Source organism: Ruegeria sp. I1 (assembly GCF_056532675.1).
This window is the reverse complement of sequence record NZ_JBQFNM010000008.1, coordinates 13,945-32,455: the sequence shown is the minus strand read 5'-3', so window position 1 is coordinate 32,455 and position 18,511 is coordinate 13,945. Positions and strand designations below refer to the sequence as shown.

Here is an 18,511-nt window from a genome sequence, read left to right as displayed (position 1 = left end):
TCAACGCCCCGCGACAGGAGAGTTCAGATGCCTGAATTGAAAGGCCAATGTATGTGCGGTGCGGTCACGATCAGCGCCACCCCAGCAAAAGATTCGCTTGGCGCCTGCCATTGTGACCAGTGTCGCCGGTGGACCAGTTCAATGCTGGTGACGTTTCCTGCCGAACCCGGATATGCCGCTTTGGGCCCGGTCAAGACGTTCACATCGTCCGATTGGGCCGAACGCGCCTTCTGCGCCGACTGCGGATCCGCACTCTGGTACCGGATCACGCTGCCGGGCGAGATGCACGGACAAACTCAAATGGCGGCGGGCCTGTTCCCAGACACGGGCAACGCGCTGCAACTGGAACTTTATATCGACAAAAAGCCCGACGGGTACGCGTTCGCAGGTGAACGCCGGCAGATGACCAAAGCAGAGGTCGAAGCCATGTACGCCTTGCCGGAAGAAGGAGACAGCCAGTGACCAAATATGATGCCGATTGGGTCCGAGCCGAAGAAGCCAAACGTCAATGGATGGCCGAAAACGGTCTCTATTCCGAGGAAGAAGAGCATTCCTCCTGCGGTGTGGGCCTGGTTGTGTCCGTCGATGGCAAGCCATCACGCAAGGTGGTGGATGCCGGGATCGACGCGCTTAAGGCAATCTGGCACCGCGGTGCCGTGGACGCTGATGGTAAGACCGGCGATGGCGCGGGTATCCACGTGCAGATCCCTGTTCCATTCTTCTACGACCAGATCCGTCGCACCGGCCATGAACCCAACCTGGATGAGTTTATTGCCGTTGGTCAGGTCTTTCTGCCTCGCACCGATTTTGGTGCGCAGGAACAATGCCGGACCATTGTGGAAACCGAAGTTCTGCGTATGGGTTACTACATCTATGGCTGGCGCCATGTGCCGGTCGATGTGACCTGCCTGGGTGAAAAGGCCAACGCGACCCGGCCCGAGATCGAACAGATTCTGATCTCTAACTCGAAAGGCGTCGATGAAGAAACGTTCGAGCGCGAGCTGTATGTGATCCGTCGCCGGATCGAAAAAGCGGCTGCGGCAGCGGGGATCTCCGGCCTTTATCTGGCGTCGCTGTCCTGCCGGTCGATCATCTACAAGGGCATGATGCTGGCCGAACAGGTGGCGGTGTTCTACCCCGACCTGATGGACGAGCGATTTGAATCGGCCTTTGCGATCTATCACCAGCGCTATTCGACCAACACCTTCCCGCAATGGTGGCTGGCCCAGCCGTTCCGCATGCTGGCTCATAACGGCGAGATCAACACGCTGAAGGGCAACATCAACTGGATGAAAAGCCATGAAATCCGGATGGCCAGCGGAACCTTTGGCGACTATGCCGAGGATATCAAACCTATCATCGCAGGCGGATCGTCGGATTCGGCCGCATTAGACTCGGTTTTTGAGGTTCTGGTACGCGCGGGTCGTTCGGCCCCGATGGCGAAAACCATGCTGGTGCCGGAAAGCTGGTCCAAGCAGGCGGTTGAGCTGCCGCAGGCGTGGCGCGACATGTATTCCTATTGCAACTCAGTGATGGAGCCGTGGGACGGCCCTGCCGCTCTGGCCATGACCGATGGCCGCTGGGTTTGTGCTGGTCTGGACCGCAACGGTCTGCGACCGATGCGTTATGTCGTAACCGGTGATGGCCTGGTCATCGCGGGGTCCGAGGCCGGGATGGTGCCGATTGATGAGGCCAGCGTGACCGAAAAAGGCGCACTGGGGCCGGGTCAGATGCTGGCTGTCGACATGAAAAAGGGCAAGCTGTTCCGCGACAAACAGATCAAGGATAAGCTGGCCCGCGCACTGCCCTTTGGCGAATGGGTTGGCAAGATCAATGACGTTGATGAATCGCTTGCCGGAGTGACCGAGACGCCGATCTTTTCGGGCGAAGAATTGCGCAAGCGCCAGATCGCAGCGGGCTATTCTGTGGAAGAGTTGGAGCAAATTCTTGCCCCTATGGCCGAGGATGGCAAAGAATCTTTGGCTTCAATGGGGGATGACACACCGTCAGCGGTTCTGTCCAAGCAATACCGTCCGCTGAGTCATTTCTTCCGTCAGAACTTTAGCCAGGTGACCAACCCGCCCATCGACAGTTTGCGCGAATACCGCGTCATGTCCTTGAAAACACGGTTCGGGAACCTGAAGAACGTGTTGGACGAAGACAGCAGCCAGACCGAGATCATCGTGCTGGAAAGCCCCTTTGTCGGTAACGCGCAGTGGGACAAGCTGGTTGAAAACTTCAACTCTCCTCTGGCTGAAATCGACTGTAGTTTTGAACCCGGGCGTGGTGCTCTGAACGCCGCCTTGGCACGCATTAGAGCCGAAGCAGAAGAGGCCGTGCGTTCGGGTGCAGGGCATCTGGTATTGACTGATCTGAACTCGGGTCAGGGTCGTGTTGCTATGCCGATGATCCTGGCGACCAGCGCGGTGCATTCGCATCTGACGCGGCAGGGGCTGCGGACGTTCTGTTCGCTGAACGTACGGTCCGCCGAATGCGTCGATCCGCATTACTTCGCGGTTCTGATCGGCTGTGGTGCGACCGTGGTGAACGCCTATCTGGCCGAGGATTCGCTGGCCGACCGTATTGATCGTGGCCTGCTGGACGGCTCGCTGACCGAAAACGTGGCGCGGTATCGCGAAGCCATCGATCAGGGCCTGTTGAAAATCATGGCCAAGATGGGGATTTCGGTGATCTCGTCCTATCGCGGCGGTCTGAACTTTGAAGCCGTGGGCCTCAGCCGCGCCATGGTGGCCGAGTATTTCCCCGGCATGACCAGCCGGATCTCGGGTATCGGCGTCACCGGTATTCAGACCAAGGCCGAGGAAATCCATGCCAAAGGCTGGGACAGCGGTCTGGACGTGCTGCCCATCGGTGGTTTCTACAAGGCGCGCAAGTCGGGTGAGACCCACGCATGGGAAGCGACCTCGATGCATATGATGCAAATGGCCTGTAACAGAGCCTCATATGAACTGTGGAAGCAGTACTCGGCCAAGATGCAATCGAATCCGCCGATCCATCTGCGCGACTTGATGGATTTCAAACCGCTGGGCAAACCGGTGCCGATTGAAGAGGTTGAATCGATCACCTCGATCCGCAAACGGTTCGTTACCCCGGGCATGAGCTTGGGTGCGCTGTCGCCCGAGGCGCATAAGACACTGAATGTGGCGATGAACCGGATCGGTGCGAAATCCGACAGTGGTGAAGGTGGTGAAGATCCGGCCCATTTCGTGCCGGAGCCGAATGGCGATAACCCGTCGGCCAAGATCAAACAGGTGGCCTCGGGCCGGTTTGGTGTGACCGCCGAATACCTGAACCAGTGTGAAGAGCTGGAGATCAAGGTCGCCCAGGGTGCAAAACCCGGCGAGGGTGGTCAGCTGCCGGGCATGAAGGTCACCGACCTGATTGCGCGCCTGCGGCATTCGACCAAGGGCGTGACCCTGATCTCACCGCCGCCGCATCACGACATCTACTCGATCGAGGATTTGGCACAGCTGATCTACGATCTCAAGCAGATCAACCCGCGCTGCAAGGTAACTGTGAAACTGGTGGCGTCCTCGGGCGTGGGCACGATTGCAGCCGGTGTGGCTAAGGCAAAAGCGGATATCATCCTTATTTCGGGTCACAATGGTGGCACCGGCGCCTCGCCGGCGACGTCGATCAAATATGCCGGTCTTCCGTGGGAGATGGGCCTGACCGAGGCGCATCAGGTTCTGGCGATGAACAACCTGCGCGACCGCGTGACTCTGCGGACCGATGGTGGCCTGCGGACTGGTCGCGACATTGTCATGGCCGCGATGATGGGGGCCGAGGAATATGGCATCGGCACCGCTGCCCTGATCGCGATGGGCTGTATCATGGTGCGTCAGTGCCAGTCGAACACCTGCCCGGTCGGCGTCTGCACACAGGACGAAAGCCTGCGCGCCAAGTTCACCGGCAACGCGGATAAGGTCGTCAACCTGATCACTTTCTACGCACAGGAAGTGCGCGAGTTGCTGGCAAGCCTCGGCGCACGTTCGATTGATGAGATCATCGGACGGGCCGATCTGCTGGCTCAGGTCAGCCGGGGCTCGGCTCACCTGGACGATCTGGACTTGAACCCGCTGCTGATCACTGTCGATGGCGCGCATGACATTGTCTACAACCGCGACAAGGACCGGAATGCGGTGCCGGATACGCTGGACGCTGAAATCGTCCGCGACGCGGCGCGGTTCCTCAAAGACGGTGAAAAGATGCAGCTATCTTACGCGATCCAGAACACGCACCGGACCGTGGGGACGCGCGTCTCCAGCCATATCGTTCAGAACTTCGGTATGCGGAATACGTTCCAGGACGACCATCTGCATGTGAAACTGCAGGGCTCGGCGGGTCAATCGCTGGGCGCGTTTGCGGCGCCCGGTCTGAAACTGGAAGTGTCGGGTGACGCCAATGACTACGTGGGCAAGGGTCTCTCGGGTGGTATGATCGTCGTGCGCCCGCCGCAGGTCAGCCCGTTGAAGGCAGATGACAACACAATCATTGGCAACACCGTCCTATACGGTGCCACCGATGGCCATCTGTTCGCAGCAGGCCGCGCGGGTGAGCGGTTTGCCGTGCGTAACTCGGGTGCCAAAGTGGTGATTGAGGGCTGCGGTTCGAACGGGTGCGAATACATGACGGGCGGAGTAGCCGTCATTCTGGGTGATATCGGGGCTAACTTTGGCGCCGGCATGACCGGGGGTATGGCCTATCTGTATGATCCAGAGGGCAAGGCCGAATTGCTTATGAACATGGAAACGCTGGTGACTTGCCTGGTGACCGTCGACCATTGGGAAGATCAGTTGAAAGCGCTAATCGAACGTCACGCCAGGGAAACCTCAAGCCGTAAGGCCGCGGATATCTTACAACACTGGGATGTCGAGAAGGCTCATTTCCTTCAGGTCTGCCCCAAAGAGATGCTGAACAAGCTCATTCATCCGCTGAGCGTTGAGGCAACCGCAGTCCCGGCCGAATAGTTCTGTGGCCCTTTTTGGGTTAAGGACCCCGCGTGCGCTTTGACGCAAGCGGGGTTCTTCTCAATCAGGGCTTTTCGCCACAATTTTGCCACATCCGCATAAACCAAATATAAATTTTGCCATAGTTTGATCTGGAATTTCTGCCATATTGCGTTTCAACACACGTGAGTACACCGGAGGCATCAAATGCCAACGACATATCTTGATCAGTTCTATTCGTTTGACCCTGCGAATCCGCCCCCAGGTGGCACGGCGGTTGTCGTTGACAAGTTCAACCTGACCGATGTGGATGATGACGGCGAAATCGACGCGCCTAGCGGGGATACCGTAAACGGACAGGACGTTACAGATTCGTGGCCGGGCGATACCGTAACGATCAATGTAACTGGTGTGGGCAATGTCACCTATACCGGCACGACCTTTTATCTTGCCGATGGAACACGGGTCTTTACACCAACGGACGGTCAGGTGCTGCAACCTGGTACGTTTGTGTCGTCGACATTTGTAAACACGCAGGGTCCGTTGCAAGTTGGCGATCTGGGTCCACCCTGTTTTACGCCCGGAACCATGATCGCAACACCAGAAGGCGAACGCCCGGTGGAAAGCCTGACGGCAGGCGATCTGGTGATGACAGTGGATCATGGTCCACAGCCATTGATCTGGGTTGGTGAAACCAAGGTCGAGGCGCAGGGTAAATTTGCCCCAATACAGTTCGCGGCGGGTGTGCTGGGATTGGAACGGCCCTTGCTGGTTTCTCCGCAGCACCGGATGCTGATCGACGATTGGCGGGCGGGTTACATGTTTGGCTATAGCGAAGCGCTGGTGGCCGCGCATACCTTGGTCAATGGCGATACGGTCACGCGCGTCGAAGGTGGCGAAGTTGTCTATTTCCATCTGCTGTTCAAGCAGCATGAAATTGTCATTGCCAACGGGGCCAAAAGCGAAAGCTACTACCCCGGCCATGCGCTGACGGCGTCGGAACGCGACACCCAGGCCGAAATCCTGCGGCTGTTCCCCGAATTGAAAGCGCGCGATGCAAAGCTGCCTGATACCGCCCGGCCTGTGGTTCCACCCCGCGAGGCGCGAGCAATCGCAATATAGGCCGTTCCAAAGCAGCGGCGCGCGTCGTATAGCTGTGATATGGCAAAGAAAGCAGCCCGCAAATCGAGCGGTAAAAAGAGCAAGGCACGCAAAAAGACAATGCCATTGGGTCAGAAACTGCGCCGTTGGGTAACGCGCGCGGTTCTGGGTATTATGTGTTTCTTTTTAGCGCTGGTGTTGCTCTACTCTGTGGTGAATCCACCGATCACCCATACGATCTGGTCCGAATGGCGGCGGCTGGGCAAAGTCGAGCGGGATTGGGTTCCGATCGAAGAAATCAACCCAATCATGGCGCGTTCGGCCGTTGCGGCCGAGGATGCGAATTTCTGCCTGCATTGGGGGTTTGATGTCGCGGCCATCCGTGATGCATTGGAGGATGGCGGCAACCGTGGCGCCTCGACCATTACGCAGCAGGTCGTAAAAAATGTGTTTCTTTGGCAGGGCCGCAGTTGGGTGCGCAAGGCGATGGAGACCTCGCTTACGCCGGTGGTCGAGATTTTCTGGAGCAAACAGCGCATTCTCGAAGTCTATCTGAACCTCGCTGAAACCGGCACAGGCGTGTTTGGAGTTGAGGCTGCGGCACAGCGCAATTTCGGTGTCAGCGCGGCGAACATGACGCCGACACACGCAGCGCGGATCGCGGCGATCTTGCCATCACCGCGCAAACGGTCGGTCACGGATCCATCGGTGTTTACCCGCAGGCGGGCTGCGGCCATCCTGCAGGGGGCGGCTACCATCCGCGCAGATGGTCGCGCGGATTGTTTCGAGGATTGAAACTCATCGCCTCTCGGGGCTAAAGCTGAGAAGTACTCACTGGTTCGATTGGAAGCCCATGGCGCGTCTGTTTCACGTTCCCCTGTCCCCGTATTGCCGCAAGGTTCGGCTGTCTCTGGCGGAAAAGAAGATCGAGGTCGAGCTGGTTGAGGAGAAGTACTGGGAACAGGACCCCGATTTCCTGCGCCGCAACCCGGCGGGCAAAGTGCCTGTCTTGCGGTTGGATGGGCAGATTATGTCAGAAAGTGCGGCAATCTGTGAATACATCGAAGAGACGCGACCCGAACCGCCTCTGATGCCGAAAACGCCCGAGGCGCGATTTGAAGTGCGCCGCTTGGTCGGGTGGTTCGATGACAAGTTTCATCATGAGGTGACATCGAAGTTGTTGTATGAGCGGGTCAACAAGAAGATGACCGGACAGGGCTATCCGGACAGCAAGAACGTCAAAGAAGGTGCGCGGGCAATCAAGTATCACTTGGATTACATGGCGTGGTTGCTGGATCATCGTCGCTGGTTGGCCGGGGATCAGATGACTCTGGCTGATTTCGCGGCTGCGGCGCATTTATCGGCGCTGGATTATATTTCGGACGTGGATTGGAATCGCAGTGCGGCGGTGAAGGACTGGTATGCCAAGATCAAGTCGCGCCCTGCGTTCCGGTCGATTCTGGCGGATCAGGTGCCGGGGTTTCGGCCTCCGCCCCATTACGCCGATCTGGATTTCTGATAGGGTGGCTGTCTGCCTCCACCGCGCCTGGGGTGCGATACCCCCCGAAGGTGTTTTTTGGCCAGATGAAGAATGAATCGGTTCTAAAAAGCAAGCTGGTCGCGCAGGCGTTGGCCGAGGGGTTCGTATCCTGTCGGGTGTGTCGGCCGTGGGATGTGCCCCATGTGCCTGAGCGGTTAGAGGCGTTTCTTGAGGCAGGCTATCACGGGCAGATGGGTTGGATGGCGGAACGGACCCATTGGCGGGGTGATCCGGCGGCTTTGTGGCCCGAGGCGCGTTCGGTGATCATGTTGGCCGAGAGTTACACGCCTGAACATGACCCAACCGAGGTCTTGGCGCATCCCGAGCGCGGGGCGATTTCAGTTTATGCGCAGAACAAGGACTACCACGACCTGGTCAAAAAGCGCCTAAAGCGATTGGCGCGGTGGTTGATTGCTGAGTCCGGCGGCGAGGTGAAAGTGTTCGTCGATACGGCTCCGGTGCCCGAGAAGGCCTTAGGGCACGCTGCCGGGCTGGGTTGGCAAGGCAAACATACCAATCTGGTGAGCCGAGATTGGGGCAATTGGGCTTTCATAGGGTCTGTTTTTACCACGTTGGAGTTGCCTACGGACACTCCTGAGGTCGATCACTGTGGATCATGCCGTGCGTGTTTGGACAGTTGCCCGACGGATGCGTTTCCGGCCCCGTATCAGTTGGATGCGCGGCGGTGTATATCGTATCTGACCATCGAGCATAAAGGTCCCGTTGACGAGGATCTAAGGGGTAAACTGGGTAGCCGGATTTACGGTTGCGATGATTGTCTGGCCGCCTGCCCCTGGAACAAGTTTGCCGTTGCGGCGAGCGATATTCGGTATGCGGCCCGCGATGACCTGAAGGCTCCTGTGTTGGCGGACCTGGCAGTTCTGGATGACGCCGGGTTTCGGGCGAAATTCTCAGGCTCGCCGATCAAAAGGATCGGGCGGGATCGGTTTGTGCGTAATGTGTTGTACGCCATAGGGAACTCCGGGAAGCAGGGTCTTCGGCCGGTTGCTGAGGCGTTGACCGATGACTCCGATCCGACGGTGGCTGATGCGGCGCGCTGGGCGGTTCAACGATTGACTTGAATGCCGCAAACAGGCTGGACGTATCGGTCCAAACCGCTACACCCATCCAAAGCGAACGAATGGAGGACCCGATGGCGCTGGCTTTGGGGGTGGATACGGGCGGAACCTATACCGATGCGGTCTTGATCCGGGATGAGGCTGAGGTGGTTGCCTCGGCCAAATCACTGACCACGCGGGCTGATCTGGCGATTGGCGTGGGTAAGGCGATCTCGGCGGTGCTGGATCAGGCGCGGGTTACGCCCGATCAAATCTCTATGGCGTCGCTTTCGACGACGTTAGCGACGAATGCGCTGGTCGAGGGACAAGGTGGCCGGGTCGCGCTGATCTATATCGGGTTCAAGGAAAGTGATCTTGAGAAGCATGGCCTAAGGGATGCGTTGAAAGACGACCCAGCGCTAGTTGTGGCCGGTGGGCACAGTCACGCGGGTGGTGAGGCTCAGCCATTGGATATCGAGGCTTTGGAGGGTTTCTTAGACTCTTATAAAGGGGTTTCCGGCTTTGCGGTTGCTGCGCAGTTCGCAACACGCAACCCGGCGCATGAGCTGGAGGCAGCGCGGATTATTGCAGAGAAGACGGGCGCGCCCGTCACATGTTCTCATCATCTGTCGGCCAAGCTGAACGGGCCGAAGCGCGCTGTGACAGCCGTTTTGAACGCGCGTCTGATCGGGATGATCGACCGGTTGATCGGGCGTGCGCAAGATCAGTTGCTGACGTTGGGCATTACGGCCCCGATGATGGTCGTGCGCGGCGATGGCGCGTTGATGAGCGCCGAACAGGCGCGTGAGCGACCGATCGAGACGATCCTCAGCGGTCCTGCTGCTTCGATTGTAGGTGCGCGCTGGTTGACGGGGGCCGAGAATGCTCTGGTCTCGGATATTGGCGGGACGACGACCGATGTGGCGCTGATCCGCGATGGGAAGCCCGCGATTGACCCCGCGGGGGCGCAGGTTGGCGGGTTTCGGACCATGGTCGAAGCCGTGGCAATGCGCACCCATGGGCTAGGCGGAGACAGCCAGGCGCATGTGGTGACTGAAGGGCTGGGCGGCGGCGTTTTCCTGGGGCCGCGACGGGTGCTGCCGGTTTCTCTCATCGCTTCGGAGGCGCCTGAAGTGGTGCATTCGGTGCTTGACGAACAACTGCGTTCAACCACGGTTGGCGAGCATGATACCCGGTTTGCCCGTCGCGTGCCCGGGGTTCACGCGGATGGTGTTGGCACGCGAGAAGAGGTTTTGCTCGATCGGCTTGGCGATCAGGTTCTGCCGCTGAGCGCTTTGTTGCGGACGCGAATGGAGAACGGGGCGCTGACTCGTCTGGTGGATCGAGGGCTCGTGCAGGTCTCAGGTATTACCCCGTCAGATGCCAGCCATGTGCTGGGGCGCGTAGATGCCTGGGATGCCGATGCTGCGCGCAAGGGACTGGAGCTGGTGGCCCGTAAGCGGGTTGGGTCGGGTGATATGCTGGCTACGTCGCCTGAACATTTGGCGCAGATGATCATCGATCAACTCACCGAGCAAACCAGTTTGACCTTGTTAGAGACTGCTTTTGCCGAAGAAGCAGAGGATTTCGACCTGCCCGCAAAAGACCTTGCCCGCCATGTTTTGACCCAACGGGGTTTGGCGCAACACCGGGGTTTGCTGGCTTTAGATGCAGCGTTGAATGTGGATGTGGTGGGGCTGGGCGCGTCTGCCCCCAGCTATTACCCTGCAGTGGGGGATCGGTTGCGCTGTCAGATGGTGTTGCCTGAACATGCAGGTGTCGCCAATGCCATCGGTGCGGTGGTCGGGCGGCTGACCTTGCGGCGGTCGGGCACCGTCACATCGCCTTCTGAAGGGCGATACCGCGTTCATCTGGAAGATGGGCCACAGGATTTTGGTGCATCAGACGAGGCGCTCGCACTGTTGGAGCGGGTGCTGCGTATTGAGGCTGAGGGTGCGGTAAGGGATGCCGGGGCCGACGATATTCGGGTGGTCGTCGACCGCGACATCCGAACAGCCCGGATTGAAGAGCGAGACGTGTTTGTCGAGGCGATGCTGACCGTTGAGGCCAGTGGCCGCCCGCGCGTGGCGACGGGATAGCCCCCTTCAGACCTCTGACAGGGGCCGATGTTTATTCTGCCGCGTCGCGCTTGGGCAAGACCCAATCGGGACGCGGGAAGTGGCATGTATACCCGTTGGGAATGCGTTCCAGATAGTCCTGATGCTCGGGCTCGGCCTCCCAAAAGTCACCCACGGATTCTAGTTCGGTCACAACCTTACCGGGCCACAGACCGCTGGCGTTCACATCGGCAATCGTGTCCAGCGCCACCTGTTTCTGTGCCTCGTCGACGTAGTAAATGGCAGAGCGATAGCTCATCCCGCGGTCATTGCCCTGACGGTTCGGGGTGGTTGGATCATGGATCTGGAAGAAAAATTCCAGCAGTTCCCGATAGGTGATGCCTGCAGGGTCAAACCAGATTTCGATCCCCTCGGCATGGGTGCCGTGGTTGCGATAGGTGGCGTTGGGCACATCGCCACCGGTATATCCGACACGCGTGCGCGATACACCGGGCAGTTTGCGGATCAGGTCCTGCATACCCCAAAAGCAGCCCCCTGCCAGAACGGCGCGTTGAATGGTCATCAGATTTCCTCCACATGATTCAGGTAGTCGCCGTAGCCCTCGGCCTCCATCTCATCGCGATGGATGAACCGCAAGGCGGCTGAGTTGATGCAATAGCGCAGCCCGCCCTGGTCACGCGGGCCATCAGGGAATACATGCCCCAGATGGCTGTCACCGTGTTTCGAGCGGACCTCGGTTCGGATCATACCATGGGTGGTGTCGCGAAACTCTTCCACATGTTCATGGATGATGGGTTTGGTAAAACTGGGCCAGCCACAGCCGGATTCGTACTTATGGGTCGACGCAAACAAGGGTTCACCCGAAACGATGTCCACATAGATGCCGGGTTCTTTGTTGCCCAGATGCTTCCCAGTTCCGGGTCGTTCGGTGCCGTTGCGCTGAGTCACATGGAACTCTTCAGGGGAAAGAGCGGCAATGGCCTCGGGGTCTTTGGTATAACGGGTCATGGCGTCTCCTTTTCGTGGCTTTTGCCCAATATTTGGGGTTTGAGCGCGGGAAAGCAAAGTCATATTTCAGAGGCCTCGCGCCTTCGTGCAAGTGATCTGCCGGCCCGTTTCGGACGTAGAAGTCTTAAAAGGAGGATGGTCAGTGTTGAGACTAATGCTTTTGACTGCTTTGATATTGGTGGGACGCGTAGTTCAGGCGGCCCCGCTGGTGGGTGAGTTTGAATCGATAGATGGCGGCACGCTGTCGATCGAAGACTGGCGTGGGCAGCCGGTTTTGGTTGTAAACACAGCGTCTCAATGTGGGTTCACCGGGCAATATGCTGTGTTGCAAGATGTGTATGAAGCTTACGCGGACCGAGGTCTTGTGGTTCTGGCCGTTCCGTCCGATTCCTTCAATCAGGAGCTGGAATCAGCGGATGAGGTCAAACAATTCTGCGAAATGAACTATGGTTTGACCCTTCCGATGACGGATATCACACCGGTCACAGGTCGAAACGCCCATCCGTTCTATCAGGCAGTTGCCAGTCAGACAGGTTTTGTGCCCAACTGGAATTTCAACAAGATCCTGATTGATCCCAACGGCGAGGTTGCGGCGACCTTTGGATCGAATGTCAGGCCAGACTCGCATAAACTGTTGTCTCAGGTCGAAGCGCTGCTGCGCTGAGCGGGTTGCCGGGACATCTGCACGGCCAAGATGCCAAGGGTTGTGACGGCAACGCCTAACAGGTCCAACGGCCCAAGTTTCTCTCCGAGTATGATCGCTGCGACGGCAACCCCAAAGACCGGGTTCAGAAAGTGGAATGTGGCCGCGCGGGTGGCGCCGATACGGTCAAGCAGCAGGAACCAGATCAACGTCGCCAAAAGGCCGGGGAAAAGGGTTGTGTAGATGAACGCCAGCGCAAGAGGGACGGTTGGGTTGATGTAGATGCTCTCGAAAACAGGCGCTGCAACGAACAGAACTGCCGACCCCACCAGCATTTGAAGACCAACAACCATCATGAAGTTCCCGCCCGAGGTCGCACCCCGCACCGCAAGCGTGGCAAAAGTCAGCGCCAGGGCACCTATGCCGCACAGCATCACACCAAACAGGTCGATCCCAGCGGTAACGCGGCTGCTCATGATCAGGGCGACCCCGGCGAATCCGGCAAGTAGGCCGAGTACCCCTAGGGGCCGAAGTTTGTCCTCGAGAAACAGCCAACCGGCCAGTGCCACCAGCAAGGGCATAGTCGAAGCGATGATGGCTGCAACCGAGGCTTCGATCGTTTGCATCGCATAGAAATTCAGACCCAGATACAGGGCATTTTGGCATATTCCGAACAGAATAGTCGCCCGCCACTGCGCTCGCGTCAGCGCCCAGCTTTGCCCCATGGCGCGTGCAATGGCGACGCCGATCAGGCCCGAGATCAAAAACCGCAGGGCAAGGGAGAACAGAGGAGACGCATCTGCCACAATGATCCGGGCCGAGGTGAAGGCCGAAGACCAGATGAATGCAAATGTCAGCCCCATTGCAATGGCGCGTAGATCCATAACGGCCCCCGTCTCAACGTGGGGACCATTCCCGAAAATTGAAACATCTGCAAGAAGTGCCCACGAACAATCGGAGGCGATAACCAACAAATTCAAAGCTAGCGATCTTTGAACGAAAGCATGAAACTCATATCAACCTAGTTCTGGAACGTCAGGATATTCGCTTCGGAACTATTAAGTTGGTTTCCAGATCACGTTAGTTAGGTCATTTGAAGCAGATGCTCTATTAAGCATCTGCCTCTATCGAGTGTATTCATGCTCCGATGTTTTGTTGAGTTGCATCGCGGGAATTGCTTATTCAAGCGAGACTATATCGACGAACGATTAGTCAGGATTTGGGTTAGGTGTCGGGGGTCCTGCGTCCGCAAGGCAAACATCGTACCCTGACACGTTGCAGTGTAAACAACTGCTGGACGGTATGAAGTCGCAGCAGCTGGTTAGTCCGCATGGCCCGCCTTCCGAACAGCATAAAACCGGATCAGGTCGAATATCGAGAACAAGACTGTCAAAGATTATCAGTTCACGAGGAGACGCGGCTACGATTTCAATGCCTTCAAAAAAGTCGTCTGCTATAGGCGTATATGATCCTGACCTTGGACGCATCGGCAGTGCTTTGATACCGGTGCCATCGCGTCCCGGCGATCCTTTGGATTTGGTAGGATGATTGGCAAGCGACAGTGCAACTCGGGCAGAAACGTCGCCCGATGCATCGACTAACTCGAAGTTAACCTCTGCGCTTGCGTCGTTCGGAACGGTCCACTCGACCAAGCCGTCCTGCACGGGGTGCGATTTGTTCGCCATTCGAATTCGATAGCTGTCGAGCTTTCCATCCGGCAGGGTTTTCGTTCGAATTCGACTGGACAAAGTATCGCCTGGCAGGATTTGCGCGGGAAGAAAAATGCTAACTGTTCCATGCTCGACAACTTCGTAATTCAGTCTAGTCAAGGTATTAGACGTTATCGTCTCAGTTTGAGTCTCTTGTGCAAGAAGAAAGGTTGCTTGCCCAAGATATGCAATTACTAATGATATTAATAGCTTAAGATACATAAGAAAAACTCCAATTTTACTGGAAGAACCCCCAGTTTTTAACTGATGGTTGTTTTCTTGTCAGTGAAGCTGCTCACTCAATAGTTTGCGCTTTGTCTAAATGAATAGTGCTGCCGTAATTCGGCAGTTCTTTAGTCGACACGACATATCGTAGACAGGCTTAGGCAATAGCGTGCGCCATTTGGAACCTTCACGCCGGAAAATGACCCAACCAACTCCGGGCTGGCAGCTATCATCAGCGCTCTTTGTGGAAACTTGACCATGGCAAATAAGAACTTGAGTAGGGCGAGAACAGCGATGCTTGCAAATTCGAGTATGCATCGATCCCACTAAGAAAAAGGGCCCCCAAACGGTGGCCCTTCTTGATCATGTTGCGGTGACAGCTCGGATCAGCCGTTCACGCTGTCTTTCAGCGCCTTTGCAATGGTCATCTTGACCACCTTGTCGGCCTCTTTCTTGAACTGCTCGCCGGTGGCGGGGTTGCGCACCATGCGCTCGGGGCGCTCGCGGCAGTAGATTTTGCCAACGCCGGGCAGGGTGACTGCGCCGCCAGCCGAAACTTCGCGGGTGATCAGGCCGGTGATGGCCTCCAGCGCGGAATTCGCTGATTTCTTGTCAGTCCCCATTTCCTCAGCGAGAGCAGCAACCAGCTGAGTCTTTGTCATAGGCTTTGCCATTTCTTGGTCTCCTTAACGTGCCCGATAAATTGGGCCTCACCGCGTAACTGTAACGGGATATTGTGGGTGAACACAACGAATAGTAGCGCCAAAACCCCTAAAAATATGGGGATTTCGTTGCTTTTTTACGTCACAGGAAGGCTGTTTCGTCGAAAGAGCGCAATTTCCGACTGTGCAGGCGCTCTAGCGGCATGCCCCGCAGGTGTTCCATCGCCCGTATTCCGATTGCCAGATGGCGGCTGACCTGGGTGGTATAGAACGAGGATGCCATGCCGGGAAGCTTTAATTCGCCATGCAGGGGTTTGTCTGATACGCAAAGCAATGTGCCGTATGGCACCCGGAAACGATAGCCGTTTGCGGCAATGGTGGCGCTTTCCATATCCAGCGCGATTGCGCGGGATTGGCTGAGCCGCTGCACCGGGCCGGACTGATCGCGTAGCTCCCAATTGCGGTTGTCAACCGAAGCCACCGTGCCCGTGCGCATGATCCGTTTAAGCTCATAGCCCTGCAACTCTGTCACCTCGGCAACGGCGTGTTCCAGCGCGACCTGAACCTCGGCCAGCGGTGGGATCGGCACCCAGACGGGCAGGTCATCGTCCAGCACCTTGTCCTCGCGCAAGTAAGCGTGGGCCAGAACGAAGTCCCCCAGCGCTTGTGTGTTGCGCAGCCCGGCGCAGTGCCCGACCATCAGCCAGGCATGCGGCCGCAAGACGGCGATATGGTCGGTTGCGGTTTTGGCGTTCGACGGACCGACCCCGATATTGACCAGCGTGATCCCTGACCCATCCGCGCGTTTCAGGTGATAGGTCGGCATCTGCGGCAGTTTCAGGGGCTGTTCCAGGTCAGCATCCGGGGTCGTGATCTCAACATTCCCGGTCGAAACAAAACTGGTATAACCGCTTTCGGGGTCGGCCAGTTGTTCACGTGCGTATTTCTCGAACTCCGAGACATAGAACTGGTAGTTGGTGAACAACACGTGGTTCTGAAAATGCCCGGCATCCGTTGCCGTATAATGCGCCAGTCGCGCCAGCGAATAGTCCACACGCTGTGCGGTAAACAAGGCCAGCGGGCCGACCGTGTCATGATCGAGCACACCGTTGACGATGTCATCGTTGGTTGTGTTCAGATCGGGCACATCGAAGACATCGCGCAGGGTGAAACCGGCGGCCCCCTGTTGTGGCACCATCAAATTTGGATTGTTGGCAACCGCGAAGTGCACCGGGATCGGCGTATCAGATGCGCTGATGGTCACGGGCTGGCCATGGTTTTTGATCAGCAGGGCGATCTGTTGCTCCAGATAGGATCGGAACAGATCGGGCCGGGTAACGGTGGTTGCGTGAACGCCGGGCTCGGATACATGGCCAAAGCTCAACCGGCTGTCGACCTGCGCGTAAGACGTGGTTTTGATGCGAATTTCCGGGTAATAGGCTCTGATCCGTCCCTCTGGCGCGCCGTCTTGCAGGGCCGAGGCGAAGCGGTCACACAGATATTCGGTGGCTTGTTTGTACAGCACTTCCAGCCGAGCTACGGCTGCTTTGGGGTCTGTGAATTTTTCCGGTGCGATTGCATCAGGTGTTTTTATTTTTGTCATGCCAGTGGTTCCAGAAGTTCGATCTTTTCAAATGTGCGCACATCTACAAGCCCCAGGTCCGAGATCCGCAATTCCGGGATCACGACCAGCGCCAAAAGAGAGTGCTGCATATAGGCGTTGTTCAAGGTACAGCCGCAGGCCTGCATAGCCTCGACCATATTCTCAGCTTTTGCTGCGACCTCAGAAGCGGGACTGTCGGACATCAAACCAGCGATGGGCAATTCGACCAACGCAAGCTCTTGCCCATCGCGGAACAAAGTGATCCCGCCTCCCACTTCGGCCAGCCGGTTGGCCGCCATGGCCATCTGTTCCCGGTCGGTGCCGACTACAATCATGTGGTGGCTGTCATGCGCCACGGTTGAGGCCATGGCCATTTTGCCCTGATAGCCAAAGCCCGAGACAAAGGCATTCGTCACCCCGCCTGTCGCCTGATGACGTTCCACCAGCGCGATTTGGCAGACATCACCTTCGCCTTCAACCAGCCCGCCAATGATCGGCAGTTCGGCCTTCAGCGCTTTGGTTGGGGCCTGGTTTTCGACAACTCCGATCACGTTGGCCTGTACGCGGTTGGCCCCCGCTGGGGGTTTGATCTCGAAATCACCCGCGCTAAGCGCGTGGCCCAGATGCACGGTATTGCGGGCGTTGTCGGGCCAGTGCAGATGTGGGCAGTCAACTGTAATCTCACCACCCTCTGCAACCACCTGCCCGCGCGCAATCACTGTCTCAATTGGCAAATCAGTTAAGTCGGAACTGAGAATGATATCCGCCCGTCGCCCGGGAGTGACTGAACCGATCTCACGTTCCAGCCCGAAATGGGTGGCGGTGTTGATCGTGGCCATCTGCAGCGCAATCAGCGGATCGCAGCCGCAGGCAATCGCGTGGCGCACAACCCGGTTCATATGCCCGTCGTTCACCAAAGTGCCCGAGTGGCAATCATCTGTGCACAGGATAAAGTTGCGCGGGTCCAGGCCCTTTTCGGTGATGGCTGTGATCTGACTTTCCACGTCATACCAGGCCGAGCCCAGCCGCATCATCGACCGCATCCCTTGTCGCACGCGGGCAATGGCATCGGCCTCACACGTACCTTCGTGGTCATCTGCGGGCCCGCCCGCGACATAGGCTGCGAAATCAGGCCCTAAATCAGGCGAAGCATAATGCCCGCCTACCGTTTTCCCGGCGCGTTGAGTAGCTGCGATCTCGGCCAGCATCTTAGGGTCACCGTGGATCACACCGGGGAAATTCATCATTTCACCCAACCCGACAATGCCGGGCCAGTTCATCGCTTCGCGGACATCTTCGGGCGTGATCGCGTAACCCGTCGTCTCCAATCCCGGAGCCGACGGCGCGCAAGAGGGCATCTGGGTGAAGATGTTCACCGGCTGCATCATCGCTTCGTCATGCATCATGCGCACGCCGTTTATGCCCAGCACATTCGCGATCTCGTGCGGATCGGTGAACATCGAGGTGGTGCCATGCGGGATCACGGCTCGCGCAAATTCTGCGGGTGTCAGCATGCCCGATTCGATATGCATGTGGCCGTCGCATAGACCAGGCAGGATATAGCGCCCTTCTGCTTCGACGATCTGCGTCCTTGGGCCGATGCAATGGGTGGCATCCGGCCCGACAAAGGCAATACGCCCCTCAGCAATCGCGACCGAATGATCAGGCAGCAGCTCGCGGCTGTGCACATTGACCCAGATGCCACCGCGAATGACCATATCGGCGGCGTCGCGTCCGGCGGCAACGGCGATCAAACGAGGGGCGACATCGGGCCAGCTTGGGAAAGGTGTGTATTCCATGGCTCAACTTTCATGAAGTCGCGGTCGGGTGCAACCCCGGTAATTTTAGGTCATCAAATCATCACAAAACTTGCCCGCAGCGCGCCAGCGCTGTGCGGCCCAACCAGAGGAGATG

At 57.7% G+C, this 18,511-nt stretch carries 14 protein-coding genes; 8 read left to right on the top strand and 6 right to left on the bottom strand.

Going from position 1 to position 18,511, the window contains the following annotated elements; translation table 11 throughout:
• Nucleotides 1-27: 27 nt before the first annotated feature.
• The 7 genes from ACR0DH_RS15020 to ACR0DH_RS14990 all read left to right on the top strand — a co-directional run bounded on the left by ACR0DH_RS15020 (nt 28) and on the right by ACR0DH_RS14990 (nt 10,768).
• On the top strand, nt 28-462 hold the full coding sequence (locus tag ACR0DH_RS15020; protein ID WP_480545293.1) for a GFA family protein: 435 nt from the start codon (nt 28-30) through the stop codon (nt 460-462).
• Entirely contained in the window at nt 459-4,991 is a 4,533-nt protein-coding gene (gene gltB, locus ACR0DH_RS15015) for a glutamate synthase large subunit (protein WP_480550300.1), read from the top strand. The genes ACR0DH_RS15020 and gltB overlap by 4 nt, the downstream gene beginning before the upstream one ends.
• A gap of 186 nt (nt 4,992-5,177) precedes the next feature.
• Complete coding sequence (locus ACR0DH_RS15010; protein WP_480545295.1) at nt 5,178-6,092, top strand: Hint domain-containing protein; 915 nt, start codon at nt 5,178-5,180, stop codon at nt 6,090-6,092.
• Between the two features lie 39 nt (nt 6,093-6,131).
• Nucleotides 6,132-6,866 (top strand): monofunctional biosynthetic peptidoglycan transglycosylase, encoded by a 735-nt coding sequence (gene mtgA, locus ACR0DH_RS15005; RefSeq protein WP_480550297.1) that lies wholly within the window; start codon nt 6,132-6,134, stop codon nt 6,864-6,866.
• Nucleotides 6,867-6,924: 58 nt separating this feature from the next.
• Nucleotides 6,925-7,590, top strand: coding sequence for an FtsZ-binding protein FzlA (gene fzlA, locus ACR0DH_RS15000; RefSeq protein WP_170534489.1), 666 nt, complete (start codon nt 6,925-6,927; stop codon nt 7,588-7,590).
• Between the two features lie 65 nt (nt 7,591-7,655).
• Nucleotides 7,656-8,693: a tRNA epoxyqueuosine(34) reductase QueG gene (queG, locus tag ACR0DH_RS14995; RefSeq protein ID WP_480550295.1), complete on the top strand. Its 1,038-nt coding sequence runs from the start codon at nt 7,656-7,658 to the stop codon at nt 8,691-8,693.
• Between the two features lie 71 nt (nt 8,694-8,764).
• A complete protein-coding gene (locus ACR0DH_RS14990; RefSeq protein WP_480550293.1) occupies nt 8,765-10,768 on the top strand; it encodes a hydantoinase/oxoprolinase family protein in 2,004 nt (667 codons plus the stop codon).
• 31 nt (nt 10,769-10,799) lie between these two features.
• On the opposite strand, the gene msrA is transcribed toward ACR0DH_RS14990, so the two are convergent.
• Both msrA and msrB read right to left on the bottom strand, forming a co-directional pair.
• Nucleotides 10,800-11,309, bottom strand: a complete 510-nt coding sequence (gene msrA / locus ACR0DH_RS14985; RefSeq protein ID WP_480550291.1) for a peptide-methionine (S)-S-oxide reductase MsrA — start codon at nt 11,307-11,309, stop codon at nt 10,800-10,802.
• Nucleotides 11,309-11,755 (bottom strand): peptide-methionine (R)-S-oxide reductase MsrB, encoded by a 447-nt coding sequence (gene msrB / locus ACR0DH_RS14980; RefSeq protein ID WP_170534495.1) that lies wholly within the window; start codon nt 11,753-11,755, stop codon nt 11,309-11,311. Before msrB ends, msrA begins: the two co-directional genes overlap by 1 nt.
• Nucleotides 11,756-11,897: 142 nt before the next feature.
• Here msrB and ACR0DH_RS14975 point away from each other — a divergent pair, with 142 nt between their 5' ends.
• Nucleotides 11,898-12,419, top strand: a complete 522-nt coding sequence (locus tag ACR0DH_RS14975; protein WP_480550289.1) for a glutathione peroxidase — start codon at nt 11,898-11,900, stop codon at nt 12,417-12,419.
• On the opposite strand, the gene ACR0DH_RS14970 is transcribed toward ACR0DH_RS14975, so the two are convergent.
• The 4 genes from ACR0DH_RS14970 to ade form a co-directional block, all read right to left on the bottom strand.
• A complete protein-coding gene (locus ACR0DH_RS14970; protein ID WP_480550287.1) occupies nt 12,395-13,282 on the bottom strand; it encodes a DMT family transporter in 888 nt (295 codons plus the stop codon). The genes ACR0DH_RS14975 and ACR0DH_RS14970 overlap by 25 nt on opposite strands.
• Before the next feature lie 1,436 nt (nt 13,283-14,718).
• A complete protein-coding gene (locus ACR0DH_RS14965; protein ID WP_170453278.1) occupies nt 14,719-15,006 on the bottom strand; it encodes an HU family DNA-binding protein in 288 nt (95 codons plus the stop codon).
• 130 nt (nt 15,007-15,136) lie between these two features.
• The gene (locus tag ACR0DH_RS14960) at nt 15,137-16,597 is read right to left on the bottom strand and encodes an AMP nucleosidase (protein ID WP_480550285.1); all 1,461 of its coding nucleotides are present in this window, start codon (nt 16,595-16,597) and stop codon (nt 15,137-15,139) included.
• On the bottom strand, nt 16,594-18,396 hold the full coding sequence (ade, locus tag ACR0DH_RS14955) for an adenine deaminase (RefSeq protein ID WP_480550283.1): 1,803 nt from the start codon (nt 18,394-18,396) through the stop codon (nt 16,594-16,596). Before ade ends, ACR0DH_RS14960 begins: the two co-directional genes overlap by 4 nt.
• Between the last annotated feature and the right edge of the window lie 115 nt (nt 18,397-18,511).

Excerpts from the sequence above, each read along its gene's own strand:
- ACR0DH_RS15020 (WP_480545293.1), top strand. The coding sequence starts at position 28 with ATGCCTGAATTGAAAGGCCAATGTATGTGCGGTGCGGTCACGATCAGC.
- ACR0DH_RS15010 (WP_480545295.1), top strand. The coding sequence starts at position 5,178 with ATGCCAACGACATATCTTGATCAGTTCTATTCGTTTGACCCTGCGAAT.
- mtgA (WP_480550297.1), top strand. The coding sequence starts at position 6,132 with ATGGCAAAGAAAGCAGCCCGCAAATCGAGCGGTAAAAAGAGCAAGGCA.
- fzlA (WP_170534489.1), top strand. The coding sequence starts at position 6,925 with ATGGCGCGTCTGTTTCACGTTCCCCTGTCCCCGTATTGCCGCAAGGTT.
- queG (WP_480550295.1), top strand. The coding sequence starts at position 7,656 with ATGAAGAATGAATCGGTTCTAAAAAGCAAGCTGGTCGCGCAGGCGTTG.
- ACR0DH_RS14990 (WP_480550293.1), top strand. The coding sequence starts at position 8,765 with ATGGCGCTGGCTTTGGGGGTGGATACGGGCGGAACCTATACCGATGCG.
- msrA (WP_480550291.1), bottom strand. The coding sequence starts at position 11,309 with ATGACCATTCAACGCGCCGTTCTGGCAGGGGGCTGCTTTTGGGGTATG.
- msrB (WP_170534495.1), bottom strand. The coding sequence starts at position 11,755 with ATGACCCGTTATACCAAAGACCCCGAGGCCATTGCCGCTCTTTCCCCT.
- ACR0DH_RS14970 (WP_480550287.1), bottom strand. The coding sequence starts at position 13,282 with ATGGATCTACGCGCCATTGCAATGGGGCTGACATTTGCATTCATCTGG.
- ACR0DH_RS14965 (WP_170453278.1), bottom strand. The coding sequence starts at position 15,006 with ATGGCAAAGCCTATGACAAAGACTCAGCTGGTTGCTGCTCTCGCTGAG.
- ACR0DH_RS14960 (WP_480550285.1), bottom strand. The coding sequence starts at position 16,597 with ATGACAAAAATAAAAACACCTGATGCAATCGCACCGGAAAAATTCACA.
- ade (WP_480550283.1), bottom strand. The coding sequence starts at position 18,396 with ATGGAATACACACCTTTCCCAAGCTGGCCCGATGTCGCCCCTCGTTTG.